The organism is Paraburkholderia sp. BL6665CI2N2, assembly GCF_004366535.1.
Taxonomy (GTDB): domain Bacteria; phylum Pseudomonadota; class Gammaproteobacteria; order Burkholderiales; family Burkholderiaceae; genus Paraburkholderia.
Genome location: NZ_SORC01000001.1, coordinates 8,058,845 through 8,076,675, shown reverse-complemented (window position 1 = coordinate 8,076,675; position 17,831 = coordinate 8,058,845). Strand labels below are relative to the sequence as shown.

Annotated in this window: 11 protein-coding genes and 2 pseudogenes; 8 read left to right on the top strand and 5 right to left on the bottom strand. The window is 61.0% G+C overall.

Translation table 11 applies throughout. The features are described from left to right. Window positions 1-36 precede the first annotated feature (36 nt). Window positions 37-1,527 (bottom strand): NAD(P)/FAD-dependent oxidoreductase, encoded by a 1,491-nt coding sequence (locus B0G81_RS36225; RefSeq protein ID WP_134142366.1) that lies wholly within the window; start codon window positions 1,525-1,527, stop codon window positions 37-39. Between the two features lie 145 nt (window positions 1,528-1,672). On the opposite strand from B0G81_RS36225, the gene B0G81_RS36220 reads away from it, so the two are divergent. After that, window positions 1,673-2,362 carry a TetR family transcriptional regulator gene (locus B0G81_RS36220; RefSeq protein WP_208328585.1) on the top strand — a complete coding sequence of 230 codons (690 nt, stop codon included), beginning with the start codon at window positions 1,673-1,675 and terminating at the stop codon, window positions 2,360-2,362. 104 nt (window positions 2,363-2,466) lie between these two features. Here B0G81_RS36220 and B0G81_RS36215 read toward each other — a convergent pair whose 3' ends face one another. The 3 genes from B0G81_RS36215 to B0G81_RS36205 form a co-directional block, all read right to left on the bottom strand. Further along, the gene (locus B0G81_RS36215) at window positions 2,467-3,675 is read right to left on the bottom strand and encodes a tetratricopeptide repeat protein (protein WP_134142364.1); all 1,209 of its coding nucleotides are present in this window, start codon (window positions 3,673-3,675) and stop codon (window positions 2,467-2,469) included. 88 nt (window positions 3,676-3,763) lie between these two features. After that, the gene (locus B0G81_RS36210) at window positions 3,764-4,444 is read right to left on the bottom strand and encodes a PspA/IM30 family protein (protein WP_134142362.1); all 681 of its coding nucleotides are present in this window, start codon (window positions 4,442-4,444) and stop codon (window positions 3,764-3,766) included. Between the two features lie 569 nt (window positions 4,445-5,013). Further along, window positions 5,014-5,634, bottom strand: coding sequence for a hypothetical protein (locus B0G81_RS36205; RefSeq protein WP_134142360.1), 621 nt, complete (start codon window positions 5,632-5,634; stop codon window positions 5,014-5,016). A gap of 491 nt (window positions 5,635-6,125) precedes the next feature. Here B0G81_RS36205 and B0G81_RS36200 point away from each other — a divergent pair, with 491 nt between their 5' ends. From B0G81_RS36200 to B0G81_RS44900, 7 genes and pseudogenes are all read left to right on the top strand, one after another. Next, window positions 6,126-8,627, top strand: coding sequence for a penicillin-binding protein 1A (locus tag B0G81_RS36200; RefSeq protein WP_134142358.1), 2,502 nt, complete (start codon window positions 6,126-6,128; stop codon window positions 8,625-8,627). 431 nt (window positions 8,628-9,058) lie between these two features. Then, a complete protein-coding gene (locus B0G81_RS36195) occupies window positions 9,059-9,910 on the top strand; it encodes a lipid A biosynthesis lauroyl acyltransferase (RefSeq protein ID WP_243856709.1) in 852 nt (283 codons plus the stop codon). 692 nt (window positions 9,911-10,602) lie between these two features. Beyond that, window positions 10,603-11,211 (top strand): annotated as a pseudogene (gene tssG, locus B0G81_RS36190) (type VI secretion system baseplate subunit TssG); the annotation flags it as partial. 88 nt (window positions 11,212-11,299) lie between these two features. Next, window positions 11,300-13,987 (top strand): type VI secretion system Vgr family protein, encoded by a 2,688-nt coding sequence (gene tssI, locus B0G81_RS36185; protein WP_134142352.1) that lies wholly within the window; start codon window positions 11,300-11,302, stop codon window positions 13,985-13,987. A gap of 50 nt (window positions 13,988-14,037) precedes the next feature. Continuing rightward, window positions 14,038-15,444 carry an N-acetylmuramidase family protein gene (locus B0G81_RS36180; protein ID WP_166679110.1) on the top strand — a complete coding sequence of 469 codons (1,407 nt, stop codon included), beginning with the start codon at window positions 14,038-14,040 and terminating at the stop codon, window positions 15,442-15,444. Then, the gene (locus tag B0G81_RS36175; RefSeq protein ID WP_134142350.1) at window positions 15,428-16,132 is read left to right on the top strand and encodes a hypothetical protein; all 705 of its coding nucleotides are present in this window, start codon (window positions 15,428-15,430) and stop codon (window positions 16,130-16,132) included. Before B0G81_RS36180 ends, B0G81_RS36175 begins: the two co-directional genes overlap by 17 nt. Beyond that, window positions 16,125-16,362: pseudogene (locus B0G81_RS44900) on the top strand (PAAR domain-containing protein); the annotation flags it as partial. The gene B0G81_RS36175 and the pseudogene B0G81_RS44900, both read left to right, overlap by 8 nt. Window positions 16,363-16,629: 267 nt before the next feature. Here the strand turns inward: B0G81_RS44900 and B0G81_RS36165 are convergent. Then, a complete protein-coding gene (locus tag B0G81_RS36165; RefSeq protein WP_134136213.1) occupies window positions 16,630-17,646 on the bottom strand; it encodes an IS110 family transposase in 1,017 nt (338 codons plus the stop codon). Window positions 17,647-17,831 lie beyond the last annotated feature (185 nt).

Sequence of the window (17,831 nt, the reverse complement as noted above, 5' to 3'; positions counted from 1 at the left end):
CCCGGGTTGTCAGCCGCCGCTCACGGCGTCACGCCGTCAAGGCGCAAAGCGATAGTCGTGCGGTCGCGCGCGGCGAGTGCGCTTGCGAAAGCTGAAGCTGAAGCCCGGCCACAACGCGGTCACTTTGCCGCTGCGGGTCTGGTAGTAGCTACGACATCCGCTCGCCCATACCGAGTGCTGCATGTCTTTCTGCAAGCGCGTGTTGAAATCGCGCTGCACGTCGGGCCGCAGATTCATCGTGCGTGCCTTGCGGCGACGCAGTACACGCAGGCAATCGGCGATGTATTGCACTTGCGACTCGATCATGTAGAGCAGCGAGTTGTGGCCAAGGCCCGTATTCGGCCCGACGATCATGAAGAAGTTCGGAAAGTTCGCGACGCTCACGCCGAGGTAGGCTTCCGGGCCGTCCCGCAGCCATTGAGCGCTGAGATCCGCGCCGTCGAGACCGGTCACTTCGAACGGCGCGCCGACGTCGTTGACCTGGAAACCCGTACCGCAAATGATGGCGTCGGCGGGGCGATGCACGCCGTCTTCGGTCACGATCCCGTCGGCGACGATTTCTCGGATGCCGCTCGTCACCACGTCGACATTCGGCTGACTGAGCGCGGGATAGTAGTCGCTCGAGAGCAGCACGCGCTTGCAGCCGAACCGGTAGTTCGGTGTCAGCTTGGCGCGCAGCTCCGGATCCTTGACGCGTCGTTCCAGGTAGCTCAGGCCGAATTTCATCGGCACCTTCAGCAGCTCCGGATTGACGACGAACGCGATGGCGCGCGATTCGAGCTGCCAGTAGATCGCGCTGCGCAAAAAGCGCTGCGTGAACGGCAGATGCTCGAACAGCCAGCGGGCGCGCGCGTCGACCGGTTTGTCGGGCTTGGGCATGACCCACGGCGCGGTGCGCTGGAACAGATCGAGATGCGCAACACGTGGCTGGATTTTCGGCACGAACTGGGCCGCGCTCGCGCCCGTGCCGATCACCGCGACGCGCTTGCCTTCGAGCGGATACGCATGGTCCCAGCGCGCCGAATGAAACAGCTTGCCTTCGAAGCGCTCGAGCCCCGCGATTTGCGGCATGGCCGGCCGCGACAGCGGACCGCTTGCGGCGATCACCACATCGGCCTCGATGGTTTCACGCGCGCCGTTCACATCGATATCGACATGCCAGACCTGGCGCGCTTCGTCGAACCGCGCCGCGGCCACGCGCGCATTGCAGCGCACGTAACGCTCAACATCGTATTTGCGCGCGCAGCGTTTCAGATAGGCGAAGATTTCCGCCTGGCCGCCGAACGCGCGCGACCACGCCGGATTCGGTTCGAACGAAAACGAGTAGAGATGCGAGGGCACGTCGCAGGCCGCGCCGGGATAGGTGTTGTCGCGCCAGGTGCCGCCGATATCGCCGGCCGCCTCGTAGATAGTGAACGACGTGATGCCCATTCGCTGCAGACGAATCGCCATGCCGATACCGGCAAAGCCGCCCCCGACGATGACGATGCGCGGCGCGGCGGGCGGGGCGGATGAGGCAGGCGTCACGGCGGTCTCCGGCATGGGGCGAATTTCAGGCGTCTACAGATGCATGCTGCGGCATAACGCGCAGGGTAGACAACTGTGCACCTAGCGTCAAGATCGTTTAGAGTACTGCTATTAAACGCGCATGGCGCGCATCGATTGAAAACACATGACATTCGTAGCCGAAGCGGCGCCCGCCGCCGAACACGGCGCAACCGTCGGGCAGGAACTGCCGGCCGGCAAGCGCAAACTGATCGAAGCCGCGTTGCGGCTGACGGCGAGCGGCCGCAGTTTCACGAGCCTGGGTTTGCGCGAACTGGCGCGCGAGGCCGGACTCAATCCCAACACCTTCTATCGTCATTTCGACACGCTCGACGAGCTGGCGCGCGAAGCTCTCGAATCGGTGAGCCGCCGGTTGCGGCCGATGCTGCGGCGTGAGCGCTGGCTCGCCGCGCACGACGAACCGCATAGCGTGCCGCGCCGCGCCTGCGTCGCGTTCTTTGCATTCGCGCTGGACAACCGCGCGGCGTTTCTGAGCGCGCTTGCCGAATATCATGGTACGTCGCCGGCATTGCGCGAAGCCGTGCGCGCGAACCTGCACGACGTATCAGCGGAAATGGCCGACGACGTCGTTCAGCTGGAATTGATGCCGACACTTTCTCGTGAGACCGTCGACGAAATCTGCACGCAGATCGTGCTGCAGCTCTTTCATCTCTCAGCCGAATATATCGACGCAGACGACGCGCGCCGCGATGCGCTGATCGCTTATGCAGAGCGCTTCATCATCCGACTGTTCGCGGGTTCGATGGTGCTGACGCAGCATGAACCGGTCAGTGAACGGGTGCCGACGCGGACGTGAAGCCTCAGAAACGGATCGCCATAACGAAACAGGCTCCGTAAAGGAGCCTGTTTCAGTGACGCGCGCTTGTCCAGCCTGATTCGATTTCAGCCGCGCGGCGAACCTCAGGTGTTGTCGTTCCAGCCGCCGGAGTCGTCGCTACTGCCCAGATCGACACCACCGCCGTTGTCGTTCCAGTCGTTCGAACCCTGACCGAAGTCGAGGCCGCCGCCATTGCCGCCATTGCCGCCGTCGTTGCCACGACGCCGCGCTTCGTCGTCGACGATCACGTCGCGCTCCACCACGCGCTCGCGCCCGGAATTCAACGCTTCGCCGAGCAGCACGCCGGTCAGCAGACCGCCCATGCCGCCGCCGAAACCACCGCCGCCTTGCTGCACGATAACCGGCGGCTGTTGCTGATACGGACCTTGCTGCGGATAGGGCGCTTGCGGCGGGTTGCCGAAACGTTCGGCTTCCCGCGCATACGGCGACTGTTGTTGCGCGCTGGCGGCCGGTGCGGCATACGGATCGGGCCGGCCCTCGAGGCGCGCGCGCATGCTGCCGAGCCGTTGCTCGAGTTCGTCGAGCTGATACGGCGGCAGCGGATTCTTGCTGTTCGACAACGTTTCTACTAGGCCGCGCAACTGGTCTTCAGTGGCTTCGACTTCCTTCTCCAATGCCTCATGACCTTGCACGGTGGAGAGCTTCACATCGAGCTTGAGCGAGCGCACGGTGTTGAGCATCTCCGTGGCGCGCTTGAGCTGCACGCGACGCTCGTCGTCGGCGCGCGTATCGCCTTTCGCGCGGGCGCGGCGCAAGGTCCAGCGCAGCACCAGCGCGATGACGCCGACGAGGACAAGAATGCCGATCCACATGCCCATGCCCGGACCATGCCGTTGCGGCGCCTGCGGCACCATCGCCGACTGTTGCTGCACGGACGGCGCCGTCTGCTGCTGCGCGAACGGGTTGGGCGCGCGGCTGGTCGTGTTGCCGCCCATGGTGCCTGCCCGTTCCGCGTCCTTGCGAATGCGTGCTTCGGTCTGCGCGAAGCGGGTCGGGTCGGTGAAGCGGATTTGCGGGTCGAGTGTCTTGGCCTGCTGCACCTGGGCGAGCGCGTCGGCGGAACGGCCTTCGCGATCGAGCACCTGGGCATACAGATAGTGCGCGCGCGCATTGTTCGGATGCGCCTGCAACACTTCGCTCAGGCCGGCGTCGGCCTGTTGCCAGTTGCCTTGCGACATGGCCGATTCGATCTGCTGAACGGTGGGCACTGCGAACGCCGCGGCCGACACGAACAGCAGTGAGGCAACCGCGGTTGCGAGAAATTTTTTCATTTACGGACCGGGCGCGTTGCGCCCGTCTCCTTCAGTCGATTCCGGTGGCTCACACGAAGGCCGCCGGTATGTACTGCTGCCGACGCAATTACTGGGCCGGCGTATTGATCTGCTTCTTCAATGCTTCGAGACGATCTTCGACGGACGGGCCGCGGTTCAGATCCGCGAGCTTGTCGTCGAGCGCCTTGCCGCTCTTCACGTCGGCCGAATTCAGGCGTGCGTCCGAACGGGCATTCGACAGCGCGACCTTGTCTTCGAGTTTCTGGAAATCCTCGGACAGATTCTTTCCGCCGATGCCACCCAATGCCGTGGCCGCCACGTCCTTCGCCTGGGCGATCTGCTGCTTGGCTTGCAGAATGTTGGAGCGCGCGTTCAGGTCATTGCGACGCGTGCGCATGTCTTCGATCTGGCTCTTGAGCTGCGCCACCGACGGCTCCAGCGTAATCAGTTCCTTCGCGAGCGCATCGCGTTCGGCTTCAGCCGTGGCTTGCGCGCCGAGGGCTTCGCGCGCGAGCGCTTCGTCGCCGGATTGCAGCGCGCGCTTCGCGCCGTCTTCGTATTTCTTCGCCTTGTCCGCGGCAACATCGCGCTTGCTTTGCTGCGTGGCCACTTGCGCCTGAATCTCGATCAGCGAGTTCTCGGCTTTGGCGATGCTCTCGTCGAGTTCGCGCACGATCTGGCGCGAGTCGCGCGACGGATCCTGCACGGAGTCGGCTGCGTCGTTCAGGAGACCTTTAAGCGTGCGGGAAATGCTGTCAAAAAGCGACATGAAAACCTCCAAAGAATGTAAACGGCGCTGAATAATCCCGCGCGCTCAACTGCATTCAACTGCTACTTTACGCCGCTGCACGCGAAGCTGCGCGACGTTCGGACCGGAGTTCGGGGCGCGCGCGCCGATTGCAATAGCGGCAACGTAAATTGTTCGATTCGAATGTCGAGTCGCAAACAGCTCGAAGGTTAAATCGCGCGATGCGTCATTCAGCCGCTCGCGGATATTACACCACGCGCTCTCTTAAAACCCCCTTAAAGGGCGCGATGACAGATTAGCCAACTTTGCGCGCAGCACGTGTCGTGGGCGTGAAGGCGCGATGCGAGCGGGCGGTGTTTGCGTCCATCGTCGCCGTGCGCGAGCAGGGAGACGATGGCCAATAATGGTCGTGCATACAACCACACAAAAGACGCAAACGCCGAGGCTGCTTTCAATATGCAAACGCCGCTTCTGATCGCTGGATGAATGCCAGGCTCGCAGTGCCGAAAGCTCACGCATTTTGAATGACGCCGATGTAACGATGTGCAACGCGCCGACGCAATCAGCATGCTAGGCATCGCACAAACCCGTTACGCGAAACGGCCGCCTTTCGTGGTGGGATCGCCCAGTGGATCGTCGTCGTCGCGCGGGGTGTCGACGCGGGGGTGTTTGAGCACGCTGCGCAGTTGCGCTTCCATATCGGTTTGCGTTGAGAGTCCTCCCGCCGATGCCGCTTCAGCTGCCGCCACGCGCGCGACGGCTTCGGCGGTTGCCGCTGCTTCCTCGTCGATGCCGGCGGCGAGCGCGGCGGCGAGACCCGCCGGCAACAACGGCGCGGGCTCCGCCTGTCCGGATGCAAAGCCCGGCAGTCCGCCCGGCGCAGGCGCGTTGGAAGCCGCCGCGCCATCCGTAGGCGCGCCGCTTGTGCTGTCGCCGTGCGTTTGCAAAACCGGCGGCAATGCGGCGCGCGCGTGCCGTGTGCCGCGCGCGACCCGTTGCAGCGCGGCGTCGAGCGCGTCCGGCGCGCGGGGCGCGCGCAGGCGGTCGACGATGCTGGCCGCTTTCACCTGTTCGCTGGTCGCGCCGAAGCTCAGGACCGCGCGCCGCATCAGTTCGCTGACGCTGATGCCCATATTTTCGGCGGTGGCGGTGATCGCGCGCTTCTGCGCGGTCGTGACGAATACGACGATGCGTTCGCTGGGCTTATTCATGGTCGGCTCGCATACTTGTTGGCATGGGCGGTTCAAAGCGGCCATTTGGCGGACGCCGCGGCGCGAGCCCGTGTTAGCGCGCGCCGAGTCCATCATATGACGAGTTGCGCCGATGCGGAACGGGCGCGACATGAAAATCCCATGGCATCAACGAGTTGTAACGTTTGCGGGCAGCTTGTCCACAGGCCTTTCAACATTTTCTGTGAATAACTCCGGCAGCGCGTGAAAGCGCTCGTGGGTTCATCCGAAACTACAGACTCCTTTCGCGCGAAGGGAATTCTTACAAAAAAACTAACTTGGACCGTGCTTGATTTCTTTTAAAATGCGCTGTTACGTTGCGCCGGACTCGACCCGGGCGCGCCGTGCGGCCTGCCGGGGGCAAAGGGCCGTGCGGTGGTTTGCGCCTCAGGCTACGATTCTCGATCACGATTCATGTGCGCGCCATGCGCGCGTGCAGAAAGGCGTTCAGTCATGCGCCCACTATTCCAGTCATGCCAATCATCAAACGACCGCATTCATCCAATTCTCCGTCTGGTGAAGACCGGGATTCCTACCAACGCACTCCAGGACGCAACGCAGCTTCGCGCGACGCCGAGGCCGGCCGCCGTTCCCTCGGCGCGACCCTCGTCATCTGGTTCGCCAGCCTGCTCGCGACCCTCGCGGTGGTGGGCGCGCTGATCGTCGGCTATGCGCTGGTGGTGATGGGGCCGCAACTGCCGTCGCTCGACGCGCTGACCGACTATCGTCCGAAGGTGCCGTTGCGTGTCTATACGGCGGACCATGTGCTGATCGGCGAGTTCGGCGAGGAGCGGCGCTCCCTCGTGCGCTTCCAGGACATTCCCGATCAGATGAAGAAAGCGGTGCTCGCGATCGAAGACTATCGCTTCTACGAGCACGGCGGCGTCGACTTCATCGGCATTCTGCGGGCGGGTATCTCCGACCTCTCGCACGGCGGCGCCTCGCAGGGCGCGAGCACGATCACCATGCAGGTGGCGCGCAACTTCTTCCTCTCGAGCGAGAAGACCTATACGCGCAAGATTTACGAAATGCTGCTCGCGTACAAGATCGAGCGCGCGCTGACCAAAGATCAGATTCTCGAGCTGTACATGAACCAGATCTATCTGGGCGAACGCGCCTATGGTTTCGCCGCGGCCGCGCGCGTGTACTTCGGCAAGGATCTGAAAGACATCACGCTGGCGGAATCGGCGATGCTGGCCGGCTTGCCGAAGGCGCCGTCCGCGTACAACCCGGTGGTCAACCCGAAGCGCGCGAAGATCCGTCAGGAGTACATTCTGCGGCGCATGCTGGAGCTGAAATACATCAGCCAGGATCAGTACGATCAGGCCGTGAAGGAAGAGATTCACACCAAGAATCCGGGCAACGAATATAGCGTGCACGCCGAGTACATCGCCGAAATGGTCCGGCAGATGATGTACGCGCAGTACAAGGACGAAACCTATACACGCGGCCTGAATGTCACCACCACGATCGACTCCGCCGACCAGGACGCCGCTTATCGCGCGGTGCGCAAGGGCGTGATGGATTACGAGCGGCGCCACGGCTATCGCGGGCCAGAAGGTTTCGTGCAACTGCCCGCGCCGGGCGACGACCGCGACCAGACTATCGACGACGCGCTTACCGATCACCCCGACAACGGCGAGATCATCGCCGCCGTGGTGACAGACGCGGGTCCGAAGCAGGTCAAGGCGCAACTCGTGGACGGCACGCAGGTGACGATCAGCGGCGACGGTTTGCGTTTCGCTGCGGCCGCATTGAGCGCGCGCGCCACGGCCGCCACGAAGATCAAGGTCGGCTCGATCGTGCGCCTGATCGCGGACGACAAGGGCAACTGGCAGATCACGCAACTGCCGCAAGTGGAAGGCGCGCTGGTGTCGCTCACGCCGCAGGACGGCGCGATTCGCGCGCTGGTGGGCGGCTTCGACTTCAACAAGAACAAGTTCAACCACGTTACGCAGGCGTGGCGTCAGCCGGGCTCCAGCTTCAAGCCGTTCATCTATTCGGCCGCGCTCGACAAGGGTCTCGGACCGGCCACCATCATCAACGACGCGCCGTTGTACTTCCCGTCGAGCACACCGGGCGGCGACGCGTGGGAGCCGAAGGACGACGACCAGCCCGACGGTCCGATGCCGCTGCGTCTCGCGTTGCAGAAGTCGAAGAACCTCGTGTCGATCCGCATTCTGTCGTACATCGGCACCAAATACGCCCAAGACTTCGTCACGCAGCGCTTCGGTTTCGACGCCGACAAGACCCCGCCCTATCTGCCGATGGCGCTCGGTGCGGGCCTCGTCACACCGTTGCAGTCGGCGGGTGCGTATTCGGTATTCGCGAACGGCGGCTTCCGGATCAATCCGTATCTGATCAACGAGGTGACGGACGCGCGCGGTCAACCGCTCTCCAAGGCGCAGCCGCTGACGGCCGGTCGCGATGCGCCGCGCACGCTGGAACCGCGCAACGCATACATCATGAACAGCCTGCTGCACTCGGTGGCAACGGCCGGCACGGGCGCGGGCACCAACGCGCTGCATCGCACGGACCTGCAGGGCAAGACGGGGACGACCAACGACGCGAAAGACGGCTGGTTTGCCGGTTATCAGCAGTCGCTCGTCGCGGTGGCGTGGATGGGTTACGACCAGCCGAAGAGTCTCGGCAGCCGCGAATTCGGCGCACAACTGGCGTTGCCGATCTGGGTGGAATACATGCAGCGCGCGCTGCGCGGCGTGCCGCAAAGCGAACCGGCCCAGCCTGACGGCGTGACTTCGGTCGACGGCGAACTGTTCTATACGGATATGACGCCGGGCAACGGCTTCGTCGCCAGCATCGGTCTGGACTCGGCGAATCCGACCGCCGGCGTGAGCGATGCGGTCGGTGGCGTCGGCCCGGCCGGTATGACGCCGCCGACGGTGCCGCCGCCGAGTGTCTCGTCGAACGAGAAGAAGCAGATCATGGATCTGTTCGAGTCGAACAAGCCGTGATGATTTCCAGGGGGATTCCCTTGGGGCGCGGCGGGCGTGTGCGGACCGTTTGAATCTGGCGGCCGCGCACGCAGGCAAGTTTTTGAAAGAGCAGGGAAGCGCCGCCCGGCAACGCTTTCTTGCCGTTTGCCGGGTGGTCTGCCCGGTGGATTGTGTATCCGGCACGCGCGATGTGTTTTAATCACGCCGGCGGTGCTTTTATCAAGGGTCCTAAACGACGCCTGATCCCTGCACGGGATCGGCTTCCGGCACCGCGGCATTTCGCCACAAGCGAGACGTCCATTCTCGAATCCGCGCCGCGCGAGACCCGTTAAGACGCGCGCGTATGTCACTTCGTCCGCTGGCAATGTTGTGGTTGCCGCGGCCGGCGTGTTTGCCATCCAGCATCCACCGGGTCCCGCCTTGTGAAAAGTCGAATCCTGATCTGTCTGATGACAGGTCTGCTGCGCGTGTTTGCTTTTTTGCCGTATAGCGTCGTCGCGCGAATCGGCACCGGTATCGGCGCCTTGCTGTACCGGATTCCCAGCACGCGCCGGCGCGTCGTGCATACCAATCTGAAGCTGTGTTTCCCGGACATGAGCGACGAGGCGCGCGAACGTCTGGCGCGCGCGCACTTTTGTCACGTGATCCGCAGTTACGTCGAACGCGGGCCGCAATGGTTCGGCAATGCGCAGACGCTGGCTCGCCTCGTCGAAGTGGAGAGCGCGATTGATCTGTCCGACATGGCGGGTCAGCCGACGATTTTTGTCGGCTTCCATTTCGTCGGCATCGAGGCGGGCTGCATGATGTATTCGACGCGGCATCCGGTCGCTTCGCTCTACACGCCGATGTCGAACCTCCTGCTCGATGCGATGGCCAAGCGACAGCGCGGCCGCTTCGGCACCGAGATGATTCCGCGCAGCGACAGTGTGCGACGCGCGTTGCGCGCGCTGCGCGACGGCAAACCGGTGATGCTCGCCGCGGATATGGATTTCGGCTTGCGCGATTCGGTGTTCGTGCCGTTCTTCGGCGTGCCGGCCTGCACGCTCACATCCGTCTCGCGGATGGCGCGCGCGGCGAATGCGCGGGTGGTGCCGTTCGTGACGGAAGTGCTGCCGGATTATCGCGGCTACAAGCTGAGCATCTTCGACGCGCTAAGCGATTTTCCGTCCGACGACGTAGCCGTCGACGCGCGGCGCATCACCGAGTTTCTCGAGACGCAGGTGAGGCGGATTCCTGACCAGTACTATTGGGTGCACAAGCGGTTCAAGAATCGGCCGGCGGGTGAGGCGAGTGTTTATTGAGGCGCGGCGGCGTTAACTGCGTCTGGGGATGAATGTCGTGTGGGGTCAGGTACTTAGGTAGGATCTCCTGGTGTTATCAACAAGCCTGTCAACACAAACTGTGGATAAATTCTTCCCGCGACGCGCAAGAGCTACAAACATCTGTTCCGTTCGAATGTAACAACCTGGTTGCTGCACACGGCCTCCGGTTGTCCGCATCATCGGGACACGGCAGGTGTTTTGCGTGACCATTCAGGGCGACTCCGGTCGCCCTTTTTTTATCTTGTCGCTTGCTGCGCGTTCCCGGATTTGTCCGATGTCACGGCTGCGTACACGACCCTCTCATTGATTCTGCATGTCGGCACAATTCCCCTCCTGATCTGCAGAGACGCGCTCTCGTTGCCCGCGCCCGTCGCAGGCTTTTTTGTGCCTGCGCTGACGCCAGCCCGATGGCCAGTGTTGACGCGTGATGCATAACATGCTCAGGACGGGGTGGATAACCGTCAATGCAACTGGACGCTGCTGACATTTCCCAGCGTTATTGCGAAATAGTCCTGCTGATTATCGAACGACTATCCCCGATGATTGAAAAAACTCGGGGAAGAGGTCAAACGATGAAAGCTGTACGCTGCGACAGGTATCCACGTCTTACGTATCCACGCCTCACGCCTCCTGTCTTTCCCGTGCGGGCCGCATCAGGCGCGTCGTGATTGATGAAGCGCGCCCGCTTCGATCTGCCCATGCCCGGCGTGGCGCTTTCACCGGAAAGCGTTGGACGTCTGATGGCCGAACCCTGGCGCTACGGGTTTATTTCCCTGCTGGGCCGTATCGGCGCCGATCCCCGCATTGATCCGGTCGGCACCGCGCGGCGTCCGCAGGCGGAGCCGTTCCGTCTCGGCCAGGCACCGAGCCTCGCATTCGCGCCGCGCGAGATTGCCGACGTGCGTGAGGTCAACGGGCGTCTGAAGATACGGCTTCTCAGTCTGGGCATGTTTGGGCCGAACGGGCCGCTGCCGATTCACATGACCGAGATTGCACGCGAGCGTGAGCAGAACCGGCGGAATGCGACGCTCGTCAACTTCCTCGACATCTTTCACCACCGCTACCTGACTCTGCTGTACCGGGCGTGGGCCTCCGCCCAGGCCGCAGCGGGCCTCGACCGGAAGGATGACGAAACATTCTCCTTTTTTGTCGCGAGCCTCGCCGGCCACGATCCCGCCGAAATCGCCGGCCGGCCGTTTCCTGGCCATGCGCGCCACGTCCCGATGCATACCTTCATGCAGACCTCGATGCGCTCGGTACAGCGCGGCCCCGTCGCGCTCTGGCCGCCCCGCATGGGCACCCGCAGCGCGGCCTGAATGGCCTGAGTGGCCGTCAACCGCATCCATTCATTCTGGAGGAAGGACACTCATGCTGGATTTTTCGACCCGCCGCACCATCACCGTGAGCGGCGCGGCGCTGCCGGAATCGGCGTCAGGCGAGCCCGCACTCGTGCTCAGATCAATCCGTGGCGAGGAAGCCCTGTCGGAAATCTACACCTACACGCTGGACATGGTGACGCCGCAAGACCTCGACATGTTCCACGACGACGCGGCGAACCTCGACCTGCGCGCCATGATCGGCAGGCCGCTGACCGTGGCTATCCAGCTTGAAGGAATGAGCGGGGTTGCCGGCCCTTCGTGGACGTCGAACATCGGCTGCGGCATGCGTGAGATCAGCGGCATCGTGACGAGCGCGCGCTTTGTCGAACAGCAGGGCCGGCAGTGCCATTACCGGCTCACGCTGCAACCCGGCCTCTGGCTTGCCGGGCAGCGCTCGGATTACCGGATCTTCCAGCGCAAGAATGTTATCGACATCATTCGCGAAGTGCTGCGGATCTATCCGTTTTCCTGCGCCTGGCGCACCAGCCGGATATACCCGCGACTGGACTACCAGGTCCAGTATGGCGAAACGGATTTCAATTTCGTGCAGCGGCTGATGGCTGAGAACGGCATCTACTGGTTTTTCGAGCACTCGAAGGGCTTTCACCGGATGGTGTTCGTGGACCACGTGGGCGCGCACAAGCCGGTGCAGAGCGAGGCGTATCACACGCTCGCGTACTACCCGCCGGGGCACAGGATCGACGCGGAGTATATCGACGCGTTCGATATCGCCCAGACATTGCAGTCGGGCGTCTGGACCACCGGCGACTATGACTTCAAGCAGCCCGAAGCCAATCTCGGGGTGCGCAAGGTCCAGCCGCAGAAGACGGTCCACAATGATCTGGCGCGCTACGAGTGGCCCGGCGACTACACCGACCCGGCCGAAGGTGAGAAGTCCGCGCAGATCCGCATCGAGGAACTGTTCGCGCGCGGCGAGCGCGCCGAAGGCCGTGGCGCGCTGCGCAATGTCGTATGCGGGACGACCTTCCATCTGGAGAACCATCCGTATCGCAAGGCGAACCAGGAATACATGGTGATCCGCGCGAAGCTCGATGCCGAAGAGACGATGGAATCGACCGGTCCGGGCGTCTACCGGTTCGACACCGACTTCACCGTGCAACCGGCGACCAATGTATTCCGTCCGGCGCGCACGGTCCCCAAGCCGCGCACGACCGGACCGCAGAGCGCCGTGGTGACGGGCTTCGATAGAAACGTCGTGTCCACCGAGCCGTATGGCCGCGTGACGCTTAAATTCCGCTGGGACCGCTCGCCGAACCGGGACGAGAATTCGTCGTGCTGGGCGCGGGTCATGTCGCCGTGGGCGGGCAATGGTCACGGGGCCATCAGCCTGCCTCGCATCGGCACGGAAGTGATCGTGGATTTCATCGACGGCGACCCGGACCGGCCGTTCGTCATCGGGCAGGCCTACAACGCGGACAACATGCCGCCGTGGCCGTTGCAGGACAACCATGCCCTGTCAGGCCTGCTCAGTCGCAATCTGGAAGGGAGCGGGTCGAACCAGTTCGTTGCGGACGACACACCGGACCGGTTACAGGCGCAGGTGACGAGCGATCAGGCGAACTCGCGGCTGGTGGTGGGTTACAACACGCGCATCGTGCCCGGCGAGGGACGCAAACAGGCGCGCGGCATCGGCTGGGAACTCGCCACCGATTCATGGGGCGTGGTCCGCGCAAACCGGGGCATGCTGGTGACCACCGAGACGCGCAGCGGTGCGCAGTCGCCCGCGAAGGACATGGGCGAGACGGTGCAGCGCCTGACGCAGGCGCGCGCGCAACACGAGGACATGGCGCAGCTCGCGCAGCAGCACAACGCGCAGTCGTCGGACGCGAGCCAGCACGACGCCGCGAAAGCCATCAAGGCGCAGAACGACGCGATCCGGGGCGACACCGCCCACTGGCGTGAAAATCCGTTCCCCGAAATGACGCGACCCGATCTTGTCGTTGCGAGCGCGGCGGGCATCGGCATGACCGCCGCGCAGGGAACGCACATCGTGAGTGGACAGGATCATGCGGTGACAGCGGGTCGCGACGTGAGCGTGTCGTCGGGGCGCTCACTGTTCGCGTCGGTGCGCGGTGCGATCTCGATGTTCGCGTACCAGCTTGGGCTGAAACTGGTCGCCGCGAAAGGCCGCGTCGATATCCAGGCGCAGAGCGACCAGATGGCGCTCGCGGCCCTCAAGGACATCACGGTCACCAGCACGGATGGCAAGGTCGTCATCACCGCGTCGAAGGAAGTCTGGATCGGCGCGGGTGGGTCGTATATCCAGATCAACGGCAGCGGGATTATTAACGGCTCGCCGGGGGTGATTCTGGAGAAGGGGGCGAGCTGGGATGTGCCGGGCCCGGATTCGAAGCGCATGCCGTTGCCTGTGCTGCCGTTGTCGGTCTTGCCGCAGGTCGCAGTGCAAGCCTACACGCAGATCTTTGACGTAAGTACAGTCGTCGTCAATCGGGGCGTGGGTGCAACTCTCGATAACCAGCCGTATCGCATCTATCTTCCAGACAACACGATCCAGCAGCAAGGCATGCTCAGTGACGGCGCTACCGCCACGGCTAATACGCCGACAGCGGTCAAGCTCCGCTGCGAGGTAGGTGCCGGGGACTGGGCAGTCGATGAGGACTGCTACGACGAAGAGGAAATGGAAGCGAACGCCTGAAAAAATCGCAGGACCACAGCCATCTCAACGCAACGAATAAGGCAAACGAATTGAGCAATCATCACGCGCACGGCGGGCATGCAGCCTCACATCCAAAGACGCCGCGGAGCCCACTTGTCGAAGTGACTTTCGTCTTCCGCGATGTGCTGAAGCATCCTATCGCGGGCCTGGCTGTACAGGTGAAAACGGGCACGGGCGCACCACCGGCCCCGGAGTGGAAGACCGGGGCGGATACAGGCGATTCTGCGCCAGCCACAACTGCGGTTCCGGCATCGGGGGCATCGGCACCTGTCGCCGACCCGCTGCTGCCAGTAGCCCCTTCTGCTACGGTGCCGTCGAACTCCACCGAGGCCACAACGGATCAGGACGGCTACGCGGTGACAATACAGAATGCCGCACGCAATCAACCAATCGACGTTCTGGTGAAGAACCGGCGCGGTGAATATGTGTGGAAGGCGACTGTCAAGCCCTCTAAGGACATAAGCGCATTCACCATTGTCAGTCCCGAATACCACATAGAGGCGACCACGCAGTTGACACCGAAGGACGAACTGGAGCAAAACCTAAATTTGCCTGTAGTGAAGGATGGCGAGGTAATGACGATTGAACGTCTTGTTCACGACTTCGGTCCGTACATTGGATGGTCGCAGAAAGTGACCGAACAGGGAAAAATAAAAAAAGATACTCCAACACGCAAAAAAGAGGTAGCGGAGGATGAAACGACTCATAAGAAGAAGACAAAGATCACCATTGAACACCATTACAAGGTGGTTGATACAGGCAAACCCCAAACCATTGTATTTAATCTTCTCAGTTCACGGCTGAATTATCCGTCGCCAAGCACTTTTTCCGAGGACCAGTACACCTCGATGGCAACGCAGTTGGGAGTCGAGGTTGCTGCTATTAAAGCAATCGTAATGCAGGAGACGTCAGGGCGGCCGTTTATGGATAACGGGCTTCCGACGATTCTCTATGAGCGACATCATTTCTATGGATTTGCGGTCGAAAAACTTAAGGCTGCTGATAAACAATCGAAGGGAAAAAAGAAAAAGCTCGGCAATCCTTACCCGGGATACCCCGATCTGTGTTTCCCAGTGCTCGGTGGTTACGGCCTCGAAGGGCTGCATCAATATGAAAAGGTTGTGCGTGCGTCGACGTTAGACTTTGAAGCAGCGCTGAAATCTTGCTCTTGGGGAGGATTCCAAATACTTGGCGAATATTTTTTAAAATGTGGATGTTCGAGCGTATTTGAATTTGCCAATAAATTCATGTCGGGTACGAACGGCCAAGTTGAGATTTTTGTTGCCTTTATGAAAAACATCAAGCCCGACGCCATTGATGGTCTACGAGAGCGCAAGTGGGAAAAAGTAGCGGCTTCATATAACGGTAGTAACTGGAAAAAGTATAACCCTCACTATGCCGAACATCTCGGGAAATATTATGAAAAATTTAAATAAGGGACTTTTATTATTCTTTGCTTTATTTGTGGCTTCGCATGCCTGGGCGGCAAATGTTTTAATATTTGATAGCCCCAACCTCATCGGAGTTGATGATAAGGGGTTTTTATCAGGATTTTATTCTGCCAACAACGGAAAAACTTCATGCTTCTATCTGTTTGTGCAACGTCATACAGGGAGGAATTTACCGGATTCCGGAGAATATTCGGCTAGAGAGATACTGACGTTTACTCCGCAAGACAGGTCTTTTTTGTTTGGTGACAGAAATAAGGATTATGATATAGGGGGATATCTATATAGACGGGGCGACACTATGATAATTAGGACGTCCAAGACACAGGCTGGATGCGGAAATGCTATGGGTGCATTTGAATTTGGACCAGAGGAGTCCGGGGCATTTCCCTATACAGTAGAAAAGAGAATTCCTGCAATTGGCATTCGACTTATAAAAAATCGGTCGCTTTTTTACGACTATAAAGACGGAAAATTTGTCGCAAGAAAGGGGTATTTAACCAAATGGGATGGCGTCGTTGTACTTCGAACGCGCGATCGGTTTTCTTATGTGCGGTTTGCAGACCCCGGAGCGAACGTTGCCGATCCGGGGCGCGTGACGACCGGCTGGATACATTCGGCTGACCTTGTGAACCCGTTTCCCCCATCCACTAATAAGGACCAATCGCATGATTGATCTCATCCGACTCGGTGACACCACCGACCACGGCGGCGAAGTTATCACCGCCTCAGAAGTCATGCGCTATGGCGGCGTGCGCGTGGCCCGCAAAGGCGAACGAAGTGACCTGTCCGCTCCACCCCGAGGTGGTGCCCAACGTCATCGTTGAGGGCGACGACAGGATCACGGACCACGGTGTCCCCGTCGCGCGTCAGGGCCACCATGCCACATGCGGTTGCAGCCTTATATACATGGCCTCGTCCCGTTTGCCAAACGATCTTTTCTACAGCGAGCAGGTGCAGGATTGCATATATACATTCGGCCTTTCTGTGGCACGCATGTGCCTGGCCCCAATGGATTTCGCCCGGCGACTCCTACTTATATCCACGGCTTCGGGAGCCCTAAGACTGCGCAGGTTTTGTCACCGACGGTCCGACCTGTTTGCCATTGAATCAGATCACTTGTGCAACCAATGAAGAGGTAAAACAATTGCCGCCATCCGATCGTTGCTCCGTTCATACCGGCGGTGCGTACTCCAGGCCGCGTGCGAGCAATACCCAGATCGTCCTGGCGATCTTGTTGGCAAGTGCCACGACGGCGATGTTTGTTCCCCGTCTCGCCTGAACCTCGCGTATCCATCGGGAGAGCGTATCGGTATGTTTTATGGCTTGCTGGACGACCGATCTGGCGCCGTGTACCAGCAGCATTCGCAGATATCCGTTACCGCGCTTCGTGATACCGAACAGACGATCCTTGCCGCCTGATGAGTGCTGGCGTGGGGTCAAGCCCAGCCACGCCGCAAACTGTCTGCCGTTTGAGAATTCAGTGGCACTCCCCGCTGCGGCGATGACAGCAGTTGCGATCAGTGGCCCAACGCCTCGAATCTTCTCAAGTCGCTGACTGACAGGGGATGCCTTGTGCACTTGATGGATCAATTCATCATACCGGGCGATCTGCTTATCCAGCAGTACGAGTCGCTCGTACATATCCCGCATCATTGATCGACCCAACCCTGTGAGCTCGTTGCGTTCGTCGTCAATAATTGACGGAAGCTGCTGCCGTACTTTCAGTGCGGTTTGTGCAATGACCACACCGTATTCGGCTAACAGGCCTCGTATCTGGTTGATCTGCGCGATACGGTCTCGCATGAGCAGGCTGCGGATGCGGTGCATGGACTGGATATCCTGCTGCTGAACGCTGTTGACCGCAACGTAGCGCATGGTCGGACGGGACGCAGCTTCGACGATCGCCTCCGCATCGTTGCGATCGTTCTTCTGGGATTTGACGAACGGCTTGACGAATCGGGGCGCAATGATCTGCACATGATGTCCCATCGCCGAGAACCGGCGGGCCCAGTAATGCGCTCCACCACAGGCTTCCATCACGATACGGCAAGAGGGCAGATTGACAATGGATTCGAGGAGCTTGTTGCGGCTGACTCGCCGACTCAACACTGGATGACCGCGTTCGTCCACGCCGTACAGCTGGAAGATATTTTTTGCAAGATCGATGCTCAGCAACGCGACGCTCATGACGGCCTCCGGTCAACTGCAGATCAGGAGCTCTGATACTGCCACGCTCTCAGGCGGAGCACCTTCGTGCACTACCACCGAGGGTGGGACGAGGCCATTCCACTATATCCAGCATCGTGTAGCTGGTATATCCACGCCGTTTCCTGCGCCGTGGATACACGACGAAAGAATTACAGGACGTGATT

Bases quoted from the DNA above. Each gene is read 5' to 3' on its own strand.
- B0G81_RS36220 (WP_208328585.1), top strand. From the start codon at position 1,673: ATGACATTCGTAGCCGAAGCGGCGCCCGCCGCCGAACACGGCGCAACC.
- B0G81_RS36215 (WP_134142364.1), bottom strand. From the start codon at position 3,675: ATGAAAAAATTTCTCGCAACCGCGGTTGCCTCACTGCTGTTCGTGTCG.
- B0G81_RS36210 (WP_134142362.1), bottom strand. From the start codon at position 4,444: ATGTCGCTTTTTGACAGCATTTCCCGCACGCTTAAAGGTCTCCTGAAC.
- B0G81_RS36205 (WP_134142360.1), bottom strand. From the start codon at position 5,634: ATGAATAAGCCCAGCGAACGCATCGTCGTATTCGTCACGACCGCGCAG.
- B0G81_RS36200 (WP_134142358.1), top strand. From the start codon at position 6,126: ATGCCAATCATCAAACGACCGCATTCATCCAATTCTCCGTCTGGTGAA.
- B0G81_RS36195 (WP_243856709.1), top strand. From the start codon at position 9,059: ATGACAGGTCTGCTGCGCGTGTTTGCTTTTTTGCCGTATAGCGTCGTC.
- tssI (WP_134142352.1), top strand. From the start codon at position 11,300: ATGCTGGATTTTTCGACCCGCCGCACCATCACCGTGAGCGGCGCGGCG.
- B0G81_RS36175 (WP_134142350.1), top strand. From the start codon at position 15,428: ATGAAAAATTTAAATAAGGGACTTTTATTATTCTTTGCTTTATTTGTG.
- B0G81_RS36165 (WP_134136213.1), bottom strand. From the start codon at position 17,646: ATGAGCGTCGCGTTGCTGAGCATCGATCTTGCAAAAAATATCTTCCAG.